Raw genomic sequence first — 16099 nt, 5'->3', positions numbered from 1 at the left:
TCAGCCCGACCTCTTCTCGAAGTCGATGCGCGGGTCGATCAGCACGTAGGTCAGGTCCCCGATCAGCGCCACGATCAGCCCGATCAGCGTGGTCAGGTAAAGCGTGGCGAACATCACCGGGTAATCCCGCCCGATCGCGGCCTCGAAAAAGAGCCGCCCCAGTCCGTCCAGCGAGAAGATCGTCTCGATCAGCAGGCTGCCCGTGAAGAACACGCTCACGAAAACGCCCGGGAAGCCCGCGATCACGATCAGCATCCCGTTGCGGAACACGTGACCGTAAAGCACCCGCCGCTCTGTCAGGCCCTTGGCCCGCGCGGTCATCACGTATTGCTTCTTGATCTCATCGAGGAACGAATTCTTGGTCAGGATCGTCAGCGTGGCGAACCCGCCGATGCTCAGCGCGGTGACCGGCAGCACGATATGCCACAGGTAATCCAGCACCTTGCCGATGACGCTCAGCTCCTCCCACCCGTCCGAGGTCAGGCCCCGCAGCGGGAAGATCTGCCAGTAACTGCCCCCCGCGAACAGCACCAGCAGCATGATCCCGAACAGAAACGCGGGGATCGCATAGGCCGCGATGATGATCCCGCTCGTCCATGTGTCGAAACTGCTGCCGTCCTTCACCGCCTTGCGGATGCCCAGCGGGATCGACACGAGGTAACTCAGCAGCATCGTCCAGATCCCCAGCGTGATACTGACCGGCATCTTTTCCAGCACCAGGTCCATCACGTCGATCTTGCGGAAATAGCTCTCTCCGAAATCGAAGGTCGCGTAATTCCCAAGCATGGTCAGGAACCGCTCCAGCGGCGGCTTGTCCAGCCCGAACTGCGCCTCCAGCTCGGCGATGAACTCCGGCGGCAGGCCCTGCGAGCCGATATAGCCGCTGTCGCCCTCATTGCCCGTCACGGCCCCGTCCTGCTCGCCGCCCGCAAAGCCGCCGAACACGTCGCCCTGCCCCTGGATGTCGGCAATCGCCTGCTCCACCGGGCCGCCGGGCAGGAACTGCACCAGCGCAAAGTTGATAATCATGATCCCGATCAGCGTCGGGATGATCAGCAACAGCCGTCTTACGATATAGGCGCCCACCCGTGGCCCCCTATGCCCGCGCGGCGCGCGTCAGCGCCCCGTCTTCCAGAACCTGCCAGATCGTCAAAGCGCCCCCGCCTCTCTCAGCTTTTCGGCCTTCTCGGCGTCGTACCACCAGAAGTCCAGCGTTCCCAGCAGGTAGGGCGGAATTTCCTCGGGACGCGCGTACTGGTCCCAATAGGCGACCCAGTGATCGGGCGCATAGCCGTCGGGGATCAGGACGAATTCGTGCCGCAACGCCCGGTCCAGCGCGCGGATCGTCATGTCCTCTTCCTCCTGGCTTTCGGTCATCAGCGATTCCTCGATGATCCGGTCCACCATCGGGCTGCGCAATCCCGCAGGGTTGAAAAGGTCGTCGGCCGCCTCGCTCCCGAACCGCTGCGCCAGGCCCGTGCCCGTGCCCATCAAGGCCGGATAGCCATCGAAAACCAGGTCATAGTCGTGATCGCGCTCACGCTTGGTGAACTGCGCGCTGTCCACGGCCTCCAGCCGCGCATCGAGGCCCAGGTCCTGAAGGTTCGAGATGAAATTCTCGGCCACGGCCTTTTCCGTGGGCTGCCCCGACGCGTTCAGCAGGAAATCCAGCCGCAGCACCTTGCCGTCCTCGCCGCGCATCTTGCCGTCGTCGCCCACCGTGTACCCGGCTTCCTGCATCAGACGCAGCGCCTGCCGCTTGTTCTTGCGCGACGTCAGCCGCGACGGATCGCTCGTATGCGGCACCCACGGCTCGGTCGTCTTGACCTCCTCGGGCACCGCGTCGCCCAGCGAATTCAGGAATTCCAGCTCGTCGCCCTCGGGCAAGCCCGTAGCTTCCAGCGGGGTGCCCGTGGAAAAGGATCGCTGCTGCTCGTAGAACCCGGCAAACAGCGACTCGTTTGTCCACTCGAAGTTGAACATCAGCGCCACCGCCTGCCGCACGCGCTTGTCCTTCAGCACATCGCGGCGGGTGTTGAACACGATGCCCGTCATCTGCGGCGGCGAGCCATCCGGGATCGCCTCCAGCTTCACCCAGCCCTTGTTGGCGGCGGGAAAGTCATAGGCGCTGGCCCACTGCTTGGGGTCGGCCTCGGTGCGATAGGTCACCTCGCCCGCCTTGAACGCCTCGAAGGCAGCGGTGGAATCCGCGAAATACTCCAGCCGGATCGTATCGAAATTGTGCCGGCCCTTGTTGATCGGAAGGTCCCATCCCCAGTAATCGGGGTTGCGCTTTATCACCACGCGGCGGTTCGGCACCACCTCGTCGATCACATACGGGCCCGACCCCGGCGAAATGTCCAGCCGCGGCTCGTCCAGCCGCGCGCCGGTTTCCTCGTACCACGCCTTGGACCAGATCGGCACCGTGCCCACCTGGTCGATCAGGCTGCGGCGCGAAATGCCTTCGGCGAAATAGAACTTCACCGTATGCTCATCCAGCACCTCAACCTTCGGAATGCGCTTGCGCACCGCCTCGGCATAGCTTTTCAGCCCCTGGTCCAGCAGCAGGTTGTGCGAAAACGCCACATCCTCGGCGGTGACCGGCGTGCCGTCGGAAAAGGTCGCTTCGGGCCGCATGTGAAAGATCACCCACGACTTGTCCTCGGGGTATTCGACCGTGTGCGCCACCAGACCATAGAGCCCGTTCATGTCGTCGCCCGGCAGGCTGCCCGATCCGGCCAGCACCTGGCCCAGCAGGCTCTCGTACCCGATCGTCGACAGGGCCGAGGCGCGGCCATTCCGCGTGTAGGGGTTCATCGAGTCGAAACTGCCCGCCAGCGCGATGGAAATCTCGCCGCCCTTGGGCGCATCCGGGTTCACATAGCTGAAATGCTCGTAATCCTCGGGGTATTTCAGCTCTCCGAAATACGAATAGCCGTGGCTCTTGATGATGGTCTCGTCCGCGGCCTCGTCCTGCGCCAGCGCGGTGGTCGCGGCCAGCGCCGCGATGCACAGCCCGGTCAGCGCGGCGGTCAGGAAACGGGTGCGGGAAACGGCGATGGCCCGGGGCGTGGCCCGGCTCTGGCGTCGGGTCATGTGTCTCTCCTCTTGACCTGCCTCATTTGGGGTCAGTCTCATTGCAAGGCAAGCTAAAGGAGGTTTGAAACGGGTTTCAAGCGCCGAAAGCGGGATTCCCGATCAAACTTCCGACAGGGCGACGGCTTGCCGACGCGACGCCGGAGACCGCCAAACAAAAGGCCGCCGCTCCGGGCAGGAACGGCGGCCTTCGCAATCCAGGTCCGACCGGCTCAGTTGGCGGTGCTCTCCAGGTACTTGACCAGCGCCGCGCGCTCTTCTTCCTTGCGCACGCCGCGATAGGCCATCTTGTTGCCCGGCGCATAGCCTTTGGGGTCTTCCAGCCAAGCGTTCAGTTCGTCCGCCGTCCATTGTCCGTCCAGGCCGGCCAGCGCGTCGGAATAGTTGAAGCCGTCGACCGAGCCGATATCGCGGCCCACCACACCCACAAGGTGCGGACCGACGCCGTTGGCTTCTTCCTCGGCCTTGTGGCAGGCGGCGCACTTGCGGAACGCCTTCTCGCCATCGGCCGCGTCCGCCGCCGCGACGAGTTGCTCGAACTCCGAGCCGCCACCGTCGCCGCCCGAGCTTTCCTCGGCGGCCTGCTCTTCCGAGCCGCCCTCGTCAGAGCCTTCTTCGGCTGCGGCTTGCTCGGTGGCTTCTTCTTCCGAACCTTCTTCGGCCGCGGCCTCTTCGGTCGCTTGCTCTTCGGAACCTTCCTCGGCCGACGCCTCTTCGGTCGCTTCTTCTTCAGAGCCTTCCTCGGCAGATGCCTCCTCGGCCGCCTGCTCTTCGGAACCTTCCTCGGCAGAGGCTTCTTCGGTGGCTTGCTCTTCCGAACCCTCTTCGGCAGACGCCTCCTCGGTGGCCTCTTCCTCGGTGCCCTCCTCGGACGACGCGCTCTCTTCCGACGCGCCTTCCTCGGCCGCAACCTCGGTCATGTCGCCATCCGTCTGGTCAAGAAAGGCGATGACGTTGGCGCGGTCTTCCGGCTTGGGCAGGCCGTTGAAACCCATCGTCGTGCCCGGCGCATAGCCTTTCGGGTCCTCCAGGAACGCGAACAGGTTCTCGGGCGTCCAGACGTCCGCCGCCTCTTCCAGCGCGCCGGAATAGCTGAAGCCGTCGACCGCGTCGACGTCACGCCCGACCACACCGTAAAGATGCGGACCGACGCCATTGGCACCGTCCTCCGCCTGGTGGCAGGCCTTGCATTTGCCGAACACGCGCTCGCCTGCGCCCACGTCCGCTTCGGAGTAAAGCGAGGCCAGCGTCACCGCTTCCTCTTCTTCTCCGCCGCCGCCGCCGCCTTCGCCTTCGTCCACCTCGATGACGTAGGCCGCTTGGTGCTCCTCGCCGTGACCGCCGCCGCCAACGTGATAGATCTCTTCCGCAGCCCACTTGCCAAGAAGAAAGACCAGGAACGTGCCGCAAAGGCCGCCCATGATCTTTGTGAAGGTCATTGTGTCAAACATAGCCCGCTTCCATCTGAATCTCTCGCGCGGTATCTATCCGCTTCCCCTCGGGCGGTGCAAGGTGTAGTTTCCGCGACCAAACGCCCGCCTTTCGTCGAATAAAGCGGGAAACAGTAAAAAACAGGCGAAGAACCAAGCAGATGACCAAACGCATCGCCTTTCAGGGAGAGCCCGGCGCCTACTCCCACCAGGCCTGCCGCGACACCTATCCCGACATGGATACCCTGCCCTGCCGCACCTTCGAGGACGCGATCGAGGCCGTCCGCTCGGGCGAGGCGGACCTGGCCATGCTGCCCGTCGAAAACTCGACCTTCGGGCGGGTCGCCGACATTCACCACCTTCTGCCGGCATCCGGCCTGCACATCATCGCCGAGGCCTTCGTGCGCGTGCACATCAACCTTCTGGCGCTGCCCGGCGTGCCGCTGGAACAGATCAAGCGCGCCAAAAGCCACACGATGCTCCTGGGCCAGTGCCGCCAGTTCCTGGCACAGCACGACATCCAGCGCGTCACCGGCGCCGACACCGCCGGCTCTGCGCGCGAGGTCGCCCAAGCCGGCGAGCCCGATATGGCCGCGCTGGCCTCCGAACTGGCCGGAGAGATCTACGGCCTCGACATCCTCGCCCGCGAGATCGAGGACGAGAGCAACAATTCCACCCGCTTCCTCGTCATGTCGCGCGAGCCCGACCACTCCTATCGCGGCGACGACGGCATGATGACCACCTTCGTGTTCCAGGTCCGCAACATCCCCGCGGCGCTCTACAAGGCGATGGGCGGTTTCGCCACGAACGGTATCAACATGACCAAGCTGGAAAGCTACATGGTCGGCGGCTCCTTCACCGCAACCCAGTTCTATGCCGATATCGAGGGCCACCCCGACGATCCCGGCGTCAAGCTGGCGCTGGAAGAGCTGGATTACTTCACCTCGGACGTCACGCTTCTGGGTGTTTATCCCGCCGACCCGCGCCGCCACTGAGCGGGAACGACCGGCCGCACCGTGCGTCGGCACCTGAAATGTTACGAACGTACCGTCACATCCAAAATCGCACCAATTTCGTGCATTTGTGCACAGTCCGGATGTTACAGTAATTTTCGCTTTTTTACAGTTATTTTTTGAAGATTCTCCCGCGCAGAACACGCGGGCCGAGAGCATCACGACAGTTTTCCTCACACTTCTGTGCATTCACGTGAAGCGCCAGTAACGAGAAGCGGAGGCCCCCTGTGCTGGTGCCCTGCTTGTGTCCATCTTGCTTTCAGACGACGCGGACAGACCGCGCCGCCCAGATACAAACAATGAAAGGAACACATCATGCGTATCATCAGTACAGTCGCGGTCATCGCCGCTCTCGCCACCCCCGCCGCCGCCCTTCAGGTCGTCAACGTCCTGGGCCAGCACAGCACGCCGCTCAACAGCAGCGTCCTGACCAACGGCGCTCCGTATTTCGATGAAGACAAGGACAATCAGCTGGGCTTCGGCTTCGGCGCTCCCTTCCAGGACGAAGAGAAAGACAACCAGCTGGGCCTCGCCGCAAACTTCGGCGCCCCTTTCGTCAACCAGGAGCAGGATGACCAGCGCGGCTATGGCGCCGACGCCTCGACCTTCGAGGTTGTCTCCAACTACGGCGCGCCCTTCGTCAACGAAGAAAAGGACAACCAGCTCGGCTTCGGCTTCGGCGCCCCCTACTTCGATGAAGAGAAGGACAACCAGCTGGGCCTGGCCTACGGCTATGGCGCACCTTACTTCGATCAGGAGAAAGATAATCAGCTGGGCTGATATCGGCCCTGCCTGAAACGGGAAAACGGGTCGCCAACCTCGGCGCCCCGTTTTGCGTTCGGCCCGCCACCGCCCTCAAGCCACGTCCTTGTATCGGTCTTCAAGGTCCTTGGCATAGCCCGCGACACGCTGGCGGAACCGCTTCGTCAGGTTGCCCTTCGCCAGCTTCATCGACTGGACCAGCAGCTTGGCCGCCAGCGTCCTGGGGGTCATGTCGATCTTGACATTGATCCGCGTGCGCGAGCGCGACAGCGCAACCAGGTCCAGCACCATCTGCCCGCCCATGTTGGGCGAGCGCGACGCAATGACGATGCCGTTGGGCCGGTCCAGCTCGGTCAGCTCCAGCTGCATCTCGCGCCGTTTTCCGCGCAGGTCGAAGGCCGCATCCCATTTCATGCCGGGCCGCGTCTCCTCCAGGTCGTCGACCCGCTGCACCTCGGCACCGCGCCGCAGGACCGATCGCTCGATCGCGGCAAAATCACTGACCTGATCGAACACGAACTCGATCGGGGCTTCTACATCCTCGTGGGCCACGAATTTCATCTCTGCGCCTCTTTTCGTCTTCTGCATCCGGGTCTTTCTCGCCCGGCTGGGTAACTTCGGTGTTCCGGCTCGTCCGGACTATAGCGTATCCGCCAGCCAGTTGCGCAGCAAAAATTGAGCAATCGCTCCTTTTCGCGCCGGGCTGAGCACAGTATGCGATCCGGCGAAGGCCTGCATCATCTCTTCCCGGCTGATCCACATCGCGTCCTCGATCTCGACCGGGTCGATGGTGATCTCGCGGCTCAGCGCCACGCCCCGGCACCCGAACATCAGCGACGCCGGAAAGGCCCAGGGCTGGCTCGCCAGGTACTCGACCGCGCCCACGCGCACGCCGGCCTCTTCCCGGACTTCGCGTCTCACGGCGGCCTCGATGGTCTCCCCCGGCTCCACGAATCCCGCCAGCAGGGAATACATGCCCGCCGGCCAGTGCGGCGATCGCCCCATCAGCACGCTGTTGCCATGGGTGATCAGCATGATCACCACCGGATCGGTGCGTGGAAAATGATGCGCGCCGCAAGAGGCGCACACCCGCTGCCACCCAGCCTGCGCCGGTGCGCTCTGCGCGCCGCACCGGGCACAGAAACGGTGACTGACATGCCAGTGCAGCACACCCTTGGCCGTGGCCGCCAGTTCCGCGTCGCGCGGGCTCAGCCGGGTCATCACCCGCCGCAGTTCGGCAAAGACCTCCGTCTCGCGCATCAGCGGATGGCGCTGCTCGCTCACATCCACGAAGCTGTTCATCTGGTCGGGATCCACGTCCTCGGGCTCCCAGTCGACCAGTTCCCGCGCCTCGATCAGCCGCCCGTCTTCCTGCCGTCCCAGCAACACGGCCTCGGGGTCGGCCAGCGACAGCACCGAGTGATCCACCGGCAGCCTCACCAGCCGGTCCAGCCCCGGCCCCTCGACCAGCGGCTTGCCGCGCCACAGCAGCACCACGTCGCGCGCGGCCGCGGCAATCTCGTCGGGCTTGTCCCGCAGCTCGGCGGCCCTGTCCAGAGCCGACCCGCCGAAGGTCACTGTTTCAGCATGGCGCATCCCTGTCTCCTTCGGCTGCAGACCTGCCACAGCCCCCCGCGAACGGCAAGCGACGCCGTTCACAGGGCGCGACGATCTTGCCTGGCACTCGGGCGAGCCCAATCTGAAGGCGATCCTAAATAAGTGACATCAACCAAAAGGCGATTGCCCGACGCCACCTCAATGTGCCAATCTGGTGCTTTGAAGGTTTTGCCAAGTATTAAGAGATAGGTTTCGCAATGCCCTCCGACCTGATCTGGCCGCACGAGACCTCAGCGTCGGCAGGGGACCCCAACCACCCGCATGTCTGGCTCCGCCTGCTCGAAACGACCGATGTGCATGGCCATCTCATGCCCTACGACTACACCCGCGACACCGACACGCCCGGCTATGGCCTCGCCCGCACCGCGACGCTGGTCGCCCGCGCCCGGACCGAGGCGCACAACTCCCTGCTGTTCGACAATGGCGACTTCCTGCAAGGCTCGGTGCTCAGCGATATCGTGGCCGCCCCGGACAGCGGGTGGACCGGCCCGCACCCGGTCATCGACGCGATGAACCACATGGGCTACGACGCCGCCGCGCTTGGCAATCACGAGTTCAATTTCGGACTCGACTGGCTGATGCGCACGCTGAAGGACGCGCGCTTTCCGGTGCTGTGCGCCAATGCCCGGCTTTCGGGCCCGGACGAGGCGCCGCTGCGTCCGCCCTCGGTGCTGCTGCGGCGCGAGATCCGCGACTCCGCCGGTCGGACGCACCCGCTGCGGCTCGGGGTTCTGGGCCTTCTGCCGCCCCAGGTCACCACCTGGGACCACGTCCACCTGCAGGGCCGGCTCGTCACGCGCGGCATCGTCGAAACGGCGATGTCCGAAGTGCCCCGACTGCGCGCGGCGGGGGCCGACATCGTGGTGGCGCTGGTGCATTCCGGCATCGGCTCCGCCGTGCGCCGCCCCGAAGAGGCGCAGGCGGACCAGGAACACGCCGCCCTCGCACTTGCCACCGTGCCCGGCATCGACGCGCTTCTGTGCGGGCACAGCCATCAGGTCTTCCCCGACCCGTCCGCAGACACGGCGACGACGGGCGTCGATCATCAGGCGGGCACCTTTGCCGGCGTGCCCGCGGTGATGGCGGGCTTTCGCGGCTCGCATCTGGGCGTGATCGACCTCTGCCTCGTGGCGCGAGACGGCGGCCGCTGGCATGTCGGTGCGGCACACAGCCGCGCGCGCCCCGTCCGGCCCGGTTTTCACGCCGCGCCCGTGCCCCCAGAGACCGGGCTCGTGGATCGCGTGCGCGCCGCCCACCGGGCCGCGCTGACCCACGCGGCCCGCCCGATCGGGCACACGACCCGGCCGCTGCGCAGCTATCTGTCGATTCTGCGTCCCGGTGACACGCTCCGCCCCGTGCTCGACGCCAAGGCAGCGGCGCTTCGGACCGCCCTGGCCGACACGCCCCACGCGCATCTGCCGGTGCTGGCAACCTCGGCCTGCTTCAAGACCGGCGGGCATGGCGGCCCCGATCATTTCATCGACATTCCGCCCGGGCCGCTGACACTGGGCCACGCAGCAGAGCTCTATCCGTTTCCCAACACGCTGGTCGGACTGCGGCTGACCGGGGCCGAGGTCGCGGACTGGCTCGAGCGCGCCGCGTCCTGTTTCCAGCAGGTTCACCCCGGGCTTGGCGACAGGCCGCAACCGCTCTGGAACCCCGCCTTTGCCGGCCACAGCCTGGACACGGTGTCGGAACTGACCTACCGCATAGACCTGTCGCAACCGCCGCGCTACGACCCGATGGGCCGGCTGCTGAACCCCGAGGCCACGCGCATTCGCGACCTGCGCCACCACGGCACCCCCGTCGCCGCCGATGCCGTCTTCGCCATGGCCACGAACAATTTCCGGGCCTTCGGCGGCGGCCCCTTCCCCAAGGCCGGCACGGATCGCATCATCCACGAGACGCGGCGCAAGGTGCGGGACTACCTTGTCGACCGCTTGCGTGACACCGGCGTGCGGTACCCCGCGGCACCGGCCTATGGCTGGTGGCTCGACGGTCCCTGCGATGCGACCGTGCTCCTCGCGACCGGGCCGGGCATCCGGGCCCACCCCGAAGAGATCGCGGCCCTGTCGGCGCGGGATCTCGGGCTCTGCGAAAAGGGCTTCGTGCAGCTCGCTGTACCGATGACTGCCCTTGCACACCTTGCGAATCCCGCCGCGACGTCCTAGATACCCCCTCGAGAGGTTGGCGCGGGCAGGCGCCTCGCCAACCCGGTCAGGTCCGGAAGGAAGCAGCCGTAACGAGCCCCGCTTGGGTCGTTGTCCAGCCTCTCACCCAAGTAAACCGGACGCAGTCCGGTTTATGACGGCCGACAGGGGATGCACCGCATCCCCGAAAGGCCCGCCCAGACCAGCCCTGTGCCCCAACCGTCCGCCGCCTCCGGCATTTTTCGCTTGAGAAACAGCCGTCCGTTCATTGGCTTAAAGCGTTTCGCCTTTTACCTGAGCCATCGGCGAAAGGCGAAACGCGTGCAACGATTGCCCGATGTGCTGCATTTCGCGATAAGCTGTCCTTCAGGTTTATCGCGAAACACTTTAGCCGGCCAATCGGTCTTCATTCTGTGCCATCGCGGCAAACTCCAGATGAAAATTCGTGCCGACGCCCAGGGTGCTGTCATAGGTCAGGTCGCCATGCATCTGACAGGCCAGCCGTTTGGAAATGTGCAAGCCCAGGCCCGAGCCTTGCGTCGAATGCTGGCTCTGGTTGGCGACCTGTCCGAAGCGCCCGAAAACGCGGTCTTCCATCCCCTCGGGGATGCCGTGGCCGGCATCCTTGATCGACAGGCGCAGCTTGCCATTGGTCATATGCACCGCGCCTTCCACGGTGCCGTTCTCGGGCGAAAACTTGATGGCGTTGGACAGAAGGTTGTCGATGATCTGGCGAATGGCGAAGGCATCGCCCTGGACCAACGCGTGCGAAACGGTGGACTTCTTCACGAGCGTTATCTTGCGCTCCGTGGCGAAGATGCGGTTTTCCTCGATGCTGTCCGCGAGCAGCCTGTCGAGATCGACAGCGTCTTCGTCAAGCTGAAGCGCTCCGATGTCCATCTTCTGCGCCAGGAGAATCTGGTCGATCAGGCGCGAAAGGCGAATACCGTTGCGGTGGGAAATTTCCAGCAGCGCGCGCATCTGGTCGCTCATCTCGCCGATATGTCCGCTAAGGGCGAGCGCAAGGCCGCCTTTCAGAGACGTCAGCGGCGTGCGCATCTCGTGGCTGACCACAGAGACGAACTCGTCCTTGGCGCGATTGGCGGCGTCGGCGGCCCTCAGGGCCTCCTGCAACGAGGTATTTATCGCCATGCGGTCGGTGACGTCGACAAGGGTCACGCTCCATCCCAGGATTTCGGCGGATGGGTTCAGGGGGTTACGGACCTTCTGTATCCGGGGTTCGTAAGCGCGGCGGCCAATGTGCAGGTGCGAGCCATCGGCGGCCGTGGCCAGGTCATCATGCCCCGCGAAAAGGTCGCGCAGCATTTGGGTGTTGCCATTGCCCAGCCCGCGCTTGCGGGCCGCGGCATTCGTCAACACGATGCTTCGCTTCCGGTCGATCAGGACGACTGGTTCGCTGCTCGTGTCGAAGAGGACCGACTTGCCGACCGCGGCCATGTCCATGGTTTTGCTCACCACCAGCATCCAGGAGAACGCCAGAACGCCCAGCGTGAACATGAAGGCCGTGGGATCGAGACTGAAGAAGGTGAAGTCCAGACCGACATAGGCGGCGTTCACCACCAGCGGCGACAAGGTGATGGCGGTCAGCATGCTCAGCAGTGGCCAGGCGCTCCGCTTGGCCCGGACAAACCCCCTTATCAGGCAAACGAAGGTGGCCATGACGAAGGTGTAGAGCAAGGCGATGATCGTGAAAAAGCCCGGCCCGTGAACGTATTCGATCTGCTCGCTGCCGACCGGAAGCATCGTGTCCCCGGTATAGACGAGCTGGTGCCACGAATTTGTGGCGACCACGGCAAATATTCCCAGCGTAACGCCAAGCAGAAGCGCGGTTGCGCGACGCGTGCGGACCCAATCGGCGCCTCCGACGTAATTGAAGACAAAGTAGCACCACGAGGTCGTCACCAATCCGTGCCCCAGCCACGCGAGCGTCGCCCATTGCATATTGCAGGCATACGTCGCTGACGCCGCCTCGAGACCAACGCAGAGAAGCGCCCACATGACACCGATGAAGGTGAGCGCGTAGAAGCGCTTTCCGTTGAAATCCTGCGATTTCAGGGTCCAGATCATGGTGAAGGCAGCAAGTGCGATCACCGCCACGGCCACCAGGAAGACCGGGCTGGAGAATGCTCTTTCAAAGCAGGTCATGGAAACCCCAATTGCAAAATACCGAGTTAAAAAGACACTCGAATTTGCTTAGAATACGGCGTCATGGTGACCTTTTGCTTCAACCCCGGTGGAGTGGGTCAAAAATGCCGCTGGCCACGCTATGACTTTTTCAAGCGTTTTCGGAAAAATGCAAGGGATGTGGCGCCCGGACAATCGCGTTTAAGCGCGCAAGCAATTCGGGTTCGGCAGGTGCATCGAACCAAAGAGCACTGTCTATTACCCAAAATCGTACTGATGATCGCTCCAAGCGTCGTCATCTCGCAGAATGTTAACGTGCACCATATAATGGATGCGGCGCCACATTCCGCCTTCGCACGCATTCAAACCTAATTGGGTTCGCAACCTGCCTTGTCGATGACCGCGAAACAATAAAGGGCAGCCACAGGTTTGGCTGCCCCGAGGGGAACCGATATCACCAGACCCGGTCGAGCACCGAAAGCCAGTTCTCGCCCATGACCTTGCGTATCTTGGACTCGGACCATTTAGCCCGCTCCATTGCGGCGGTCAGGTTGGGGAAATCAGCGATGCTTTCGAGCCCATCGGGAAATTCGACATCCCAGATCTCGGTCAGTTGCCGCCCCGTGCCCTTGTCACGATTGAGATACTCGAAAAAAGGCTTGCCGTATCCGACGGTAAAATCTGTGCCGAAGCCGACCCGGTCCTCGCCAACCAGGTTCACGACGTAGTCGATCGCGCTGACATAGTCGTCTACGGTCGAGTCGTTTCCGCGCGGCAGGAAAGGCGGAAACATGGTGACGCCGACGAACCCGTCATGATCCGCGATAAGGCGAAGCTGCTCATCGGTCTTGTTGCGAGGGTGCGCCTTCAGACCATGCGGCAGACAATGGCTGTAGGCGACGGGACGTCGAGAGGCGCGGATCACATCTTCGGACGTTTTCGGGCCGACATGGGAAAGGTCGCACAGCATGCCGACCCGGTTCATTTCGGCGACGATGTCGTGACCGAAATCCGAAAGACCGCTATCGGTGCTTTCATAACAGCCGCTACCGACCAGATTCTGCGTGTTATAGGTCATCTGAACGATGCCCACGCCCTGCTGCTTGAACAGCTCGACGAACTCCACCCGGTCTTCGAACGCGGTCGTATTCTGAAACCCCAGGACGATTGCCGTCTTCCCGTCTTTCTTGGCGCGGCGAATATCCTCTACGGAAGTGGCCTTCGTGATCTGGTCCTCATGCTCGGAAAGCATTCGGTTCCACGCCCCGATATTGAGCATGGTGTCGCGGAAATTCTCCCACACCGAACAGGTGCAGTTGGCGGCTGTAAGACCACCCTTGCGCATCTGCCCGAAGACTTCGCTGCCCCAATTCGAAATTATCAGCCCGTCAAAGACGATGAGATCTTCGTGGAGGTTGTTCTTGGTCATGTTCTTTCCATTCTCAGAGGTAGATGTTCTTGATGATCGCGTCGTGGTCGTGCTCCATCGCCTTGACGTCGCCACCGTCCACCACGACCCCGTCGCGCAGGACGATGAAGCGGTCCGCCGCGCGGAAGGCGAGCTTGAGGTTCTGTTCCACCATCAGCAGGGTGACGCCCTCGGCCTTCAGCCCGTCCATCAGGACAGCGATCTCTTCGCAGAACTCGGGTGACAGACCCCCGGAGGGTTCATCGAGCAGCAGCAGACGCGGTCGCGACATGAGCGCCCGGCCAATGGCGACCATCTGCTGTTCCCCGCCCGACAATGTCCGCGTGGCCTGCTTGCGGCGTTCGGCCAAGCGCGGGAAGCGGCTGTAGACGCTGTCGAGGGTCGCCGCGGACTCCTTGCCGCCCCGGCGCATGGCGCCCAGACGCAGATTGTCCTCAACCGACAGATCGGGAAACAGATCGCGGGCCTGGCTGACCTGTGCCACGCCGTGGGCAAAAACCTGGTGCGGCGCAAGCTGAGCAAGCTCGGTATCGCCAAGGATGACCGATCCCGAACCGGGACGGACAAAGCCACAGATCGCGTTCAGGGATGTGGACTTGCCCGATCCGTTTGCGCCCAGAAGCGTCAGGCATTCGCCTTTGAGGATGTCGTAGCTGGCGCCACGCAGGATCGGTTTCTTGCCGTATGCGACGTGAAGGTCGCGTATTTTCATCAATGTCTCAGGCATGTCCAAGATAAGCCTCCAGCACGGCGCGGTCTTCGCGGATTTCTGCGGGGGTTCCTTCGGCGATGCGCTGGCCTGCCGCCATCACCATGATCCGGTCGGCCCCGGCCATCACCAGTTCGACCGCGTGCTCGATCAATAGGATGCCAACACCCTTTTCGCCGGCCATACGATTGATGATGTCCATCATCTGGTCCCGCGCCAACGGGGACAGGCCGACCGCTGGTTCGTCGAGCAAAAGAACCGGCGGCTCGGATGCCACGGTGCGGACGATCTCGACGATACGTTGCTGCCCGCCGGAGAGATCCGCAGCCCTTGTGTCTGCCATATGATCCATCTGCATGAGCGACAAAAGCTCGCGCGACTTGGCGATCATCTCACGTTCCGACGCCAGGGCACGTCTGCGCCCCAAGATCACGTCCAGGAAAGAGCCGTGGGTCTGGGCGTGCAGACCCGTCAACACGTTCTCGAGAACCGTCAGTGCGGGAAACAGCCCGCCGTTCTGAAAGGTCCGCCGGATCCCGTGTTCGGCGATGCTGTGCGGCGAGAGCCGGGCAACGTCGTGCCCCCTGAGGCGCACGCTTCCGCCGCTGGGCCGCACATAGCCGGAAATGGCATTGAAGAGTGTTGTCTTGCCGGCGCCGTTCGGGCCGATCACGGCCGTGATCTGTCCCGCCTCGAGGCCGAGTGATACATCGCGCAAGGCGTGCAGGCCGGCGAACTGGACATCGAGAGACTCGACTTCGAGAAGCTGCGTCATCGGTTCATTCCCTGTAGTAGCGTTCGACAAATATCGGCGACAGCTTGCGCAGGAGGCTTGCCAGCCCCTCGGGCAGCGCCAGAAGCACACCGATTACGATCAGGCCGAAGAACAGCTCTTCCATGCCGGGAAAACTGCGCAGGTATTCGGGCAGGATGGTCAGCGTGGCCGCCCCCAGCACCGCGCCGATCACAGAGCCGAGCCCACCCACCAGGACCATCGCGAAGCTGACGATCAGGTGAAGCATCCCGAAGCTCTCGGGGAAGACGTAGCTTGTGTGCAGTGCAAAGAGCGCCCCGGCGCAGCCCACGACGAAGCCCGACCAGATGAAGGCGAAGACGATGATCTTCGCGGTCGGAATGCCCAGCGACGCGGTGGCGACCTCGTTTTCCCGGACGGCCATGACCGAGCGCCCGATGCGGGATCGCAGCAAATTCAGCGTCGCCTTGAACAGCAGAACCGCGACAGCCAGGAAGATGTAGAACTTGGCGTGATCCCCGGTCAGCGATATCCCGAAGATCGACTGCGCCGGGAGGCCCATGCCATCCGTCCCGCCGGTGACCGATTTGCCGTGGACATAGAGCCAGCGCATCAGTTCTCCGAAGGCCAGCGTGATGATCGCCAGGTAGTAGAGGCGAATACCGCGCAATGCCGCCGCCGAGGCGAGAAAGCCCCCCGCCGCGCCCGCCACGCCGGCGAGCGGGATGGTCAATATCCATGGCAGGCCGAAGGCGTTGACGAGGATGGCGGAGCCATAGGCGCCCAGGCCGAAAAGCGCGGTGTTGGCAAAGGCCAGCTGGCCGAGATTGCCGATCACGAAATTGAAGCCCAGCGCGACGAGTGCGAAGATGACGATGCTGTTGGCGATGAACTGCACGTAGGCGTTCGCGACCAGCGGCAACAGCAAGAGCAGCAGCGGAAACGCCCAGAACAGGACGGTGCGAAAACGAAGTTGGGAAGCTGTCGGCATCAT

At 63.5% G+C, this 16099-nt stretch carries 13 protein-coding genes and 1 other RNA gene; 4 read left to right on the top strand and 10 right to left on the bottom strand.

Annotated elements, in window-relative coordinates; all coding sequences use genetic code 11:
- The 3 genes from FIU89_RS02135 to FIU89_RS02125 form a co-directional block, all read right to left on the bottom strand.
- The gene (locus tag FIU89_RS02135; RefSeq protein ID WP_152491086.1) at positions 1-1086 is read right to left on the bottom strand and encodes a microcin C ABC transporter permease YejB; all 1086 of its coding nucleotides are present in this window, start codon (positions 1084-1086) and stop codon (positions 1-3) included.
- 63 nt (positions 1087-1149) lie between these two features.
- Complete coding sequence (locus FIU89_RS02130) at positions 1150-3096, bottom strand: extracellular solute-binding protein (RefSeq protein ID WP_152491085.1); 1947 nt, start codon at positions 3094-3096, stop codon at positions 1150-1152.
- A gap of 212 nt (positions 3097-3308) precedes the next feature.
- Positions 3309-4547, bottom strand: a complete 1239-nt coding sequence (locus tag FIU89_RS02125) for a cytochrome c family protein (protein ID WP_152491084.1) — start codon at positions 4545-4547, stop codon at positions 3309-3311.
- Positions 4548-4687: 140 nt separating this feature from the next.
- Between FIU89_RS02125 and FIU89_RS02120 the strand changes: the two genes are divergently transcribed.
- Together FIU89_RS02120 and FIU89_RS02115 are read left to right on the top strand one after the other, a co-directional pair.
- Positions 4688-5521 carry a prephenate dehydratase gene (locus FIU89_RS02120; protein ID WP_152491083.1) on the top strand — a complete coding sequence of 278 codons (834 nt, stop codon included), beginning with the start codon at positions 4688-4690 and terminating at the stop codon, positions 5519-5521.
- Positions 5522-5854: 333 nt separating this feature from the next.
- On the top strand, positions 5855-6319 hold the full coding sequence (locus FIU89_RS02115) for a hypothetical protein (RefSeq protein ID WP_152491082.1): 465 nt from the start codon (positions 5855-5857) through the stop codon (positions 6317-6319).
- Between the two features lie 75 nt (positions 6320-6394).
- Here FIU89_RS02115 and FIU89_RS02110 read toward each other — a convergent pair whose 3' ends face one another.
- Both FIU89_RS02110 and nudC read right to left on the bottom strand, forming a co-directional pair.
- Positions 6395-6862, bottom strand: coding sequence for an SRPBCC family protein (locus FIU89_RS02110; protein ID WP_152491081.1), 468 nt, complete (start codon positions 6860-6862; stop codon positions 6395-6397).
- Between the two features lie 78 nt (positions 6863-6940).
- Positions 6941-7897 (bottom strand): NAD(+) diphosphatase, encoded by a 957-nt coding sequence (nudC, locus tag FIU89_RS02105; RefSeq protein WP_152491080.1) that lies wholly within the window; start codon positions 7895-7897, stop codon positions 6941-6943.
- A gap of 218 nt (positions 7898-8115) precedes the next feature.
- On the opposite strand from nudC, the gene FIU89_RS02100 reads away from it, so the two are divergent.
- Positions 8116-10089, top strand: coding sequence for a bifunctional 2',3'-cyclic-nucleotide 2'-phosphodiesterase/3'-nucleotidase (locus FIU89_RS02100; protein WP_152491079.1), 1974 nt, complete (start codon positions 8116-8118; stop codon positions 10087-10089).
- A 9-nt stretch (positions 10090-10098) separates the two neighbouring features.
- An RNA gene (ffs, locus tag FIU89_RS02095) (signal recognition particle sRNA small type) lies at positions 10099-10197 on the top strand.
- A gap of 258 nt (positions 10198-10455) precedes the next feature.
- Here ffs and FIU89_RS02090 read toward each other — a convergent pair.
- The 5 genes from FIU89_RS02090 to FIU89_RS02070 all read right to left on the bottom strand — a co-directional run bounded on the left by FIU89_RS02090 (position 10456) and on the right by FIU89_RS02070 (position 16096).
- Positions 10456-12234: a histidine kinase N-terminal 7TM domain-containing protein gene (locus FIU89_RS02090; RefSeq protein WP_152491078.1), complete on the bottom strand. Its 1779-nt coding sequence runs from the start codon at positions 12232-12234 to the stop codon at positions 10456-10458.
- Between the two features lie 433 nt (positions 12235-12667).
- A complete protein-coding gene (locus tag FIU89_RS02085) occupies positions 12668-13642 on the bottom strand; it encodes a dipeptidase (protein ID WP_152491077.1) in 975 nt (324 codons plus the stop codon).
- A gap of 13 nt (positions 13643-13655) precedes the next feature.
- Positions 13656-14354 (bottom strand): ABC transporter ATP-binding protein, encoded by a 699-nt coding sequence (locus FIU89_RS02080; RefSeq protein WP_172977993.1) that lies wholly within the window; start codon positions 14352-14354, stop codon positions 13656-13658.
- 7 nt (positions 14355-14361) lie between these two features.
- Positions 14362-15126, bottom strand: coding sequence for an ABC transporter ATP-binding protein (locus FIU89_RS02075; protein WP_152491075.1), 765 nt, complete (start codon positions 15124-15126; stop codon positions 14362-14364).
- A 4-nt stretch (positions 15127-15130) separates the two neighbouring features.
- Positions 15131-16096, bottom strand: a complete 966-nt coding sequence (locus tag FIU89_RS02070) for a branched-chain amino acid ABC transporter permease (protein WP_254701768.1) — start codon at positions 16094-16096, stop codon at positions 15131-15133.
- Positions 16097-16099: the final 3 nt, after the last annotated feature.

Origin of the sequence: Roseovarius sp. THAF27 (assembly GCF_009363655.1) — a bacterium.
In the GTDB taxonomy this organism is placed as follows: Bacteria; Pseudomonadota; Alphaproteobacteria; order Rhodobacterales; family Rhodobacteraceae; genus Roseovarius.
Note: the sequence above shows the minus strand (reverse complement) of the source record. Positions and strands in the feature narration are given on the sequence as shown.

Coding starts and splice junctions, on each gene's coding strand:
- FIU89_RS02130 (WP_152491085.1), bottom strand. CDS start 3,096: ATGACCCGACGCCAGAGCCGGGCCACGCCCCGGGCCATCGCCGTTTCC.
- FIU89_RS02125 (WP_152491084.1), bottom strand. CDS start 4,547: ATGTTTGACACAATGACCTTCACAAAGATCATGGGCGGCCTTTGCGGC.
- FIU89_RS02120 (WP_152491083.1), top strand. CDS start 4,688: ATGACCAAACGCATCGCCTTTCAGGGAGAGCCCGGCGCCTACTCCCAC.
- FIU89_RS02115 (WP_152491082.1), top strand. CDS start 5,855: ATGCGTATCATCAGTACAGTCGCGGTCATCGCCGCTCTCGCCACCCCC.
- FIU89_RS02110 (WP_152491081.1), bottom strand. CDS start 6,862: ATGAAATTCGTGGCCCACGAGGATGTAGAAGCCCCGATCGAGTTCGTG.
- nudC (WP_152491080.1), bottom strand. CDS start 7,897: ATGCGCCATGCTGAAACAGTGACCTTCGGCGGGTCGGCTCTGGACAGG.
- FIU89_RS02100 (WP_152491079.1), top strand. CDS start 8,116: ATGCCCTCCGACCTGATCTGGCCGCACGAGACCTCAGCGTCGGCAGGG.
- FIU89_RS02090 (WP_152491078.1), bottom strand. CDS start 12,234: ATGACCTGCTTTGAAAGAGCATTCTCCAGCCCGGTCTTCCTGGTGGCC.
- FIU89_RS02085 (WP_152491077.1), bottom strand. CDS start 13,642: ATGACCAAGAACAACCTCCACGAAGATCTCATCGTCTTTGACGGGCTG.
- FIU89_RS02080 (WP_172977993.1), bottom strand. CDS start 14,354: ATGAAAATACGCGACCTTCACGTCGCATACGGCAAGAAACCGATCCTG.
- FIU89_RS02075 (WP_152491075.1), bottom strand. CDS start 15,126: ATGACGCAGCTTCTCGAAGTCGAGTCTCTCGATGTCCAGTTCGCCGGC.
- FIU89_RS02070 (WP_254701768.1), bottom strand. CDS start 16,096: ATGCCGACAGCTTCCCAACTTCGTTTTCGCACCGTCCTGTTCTGGGCG.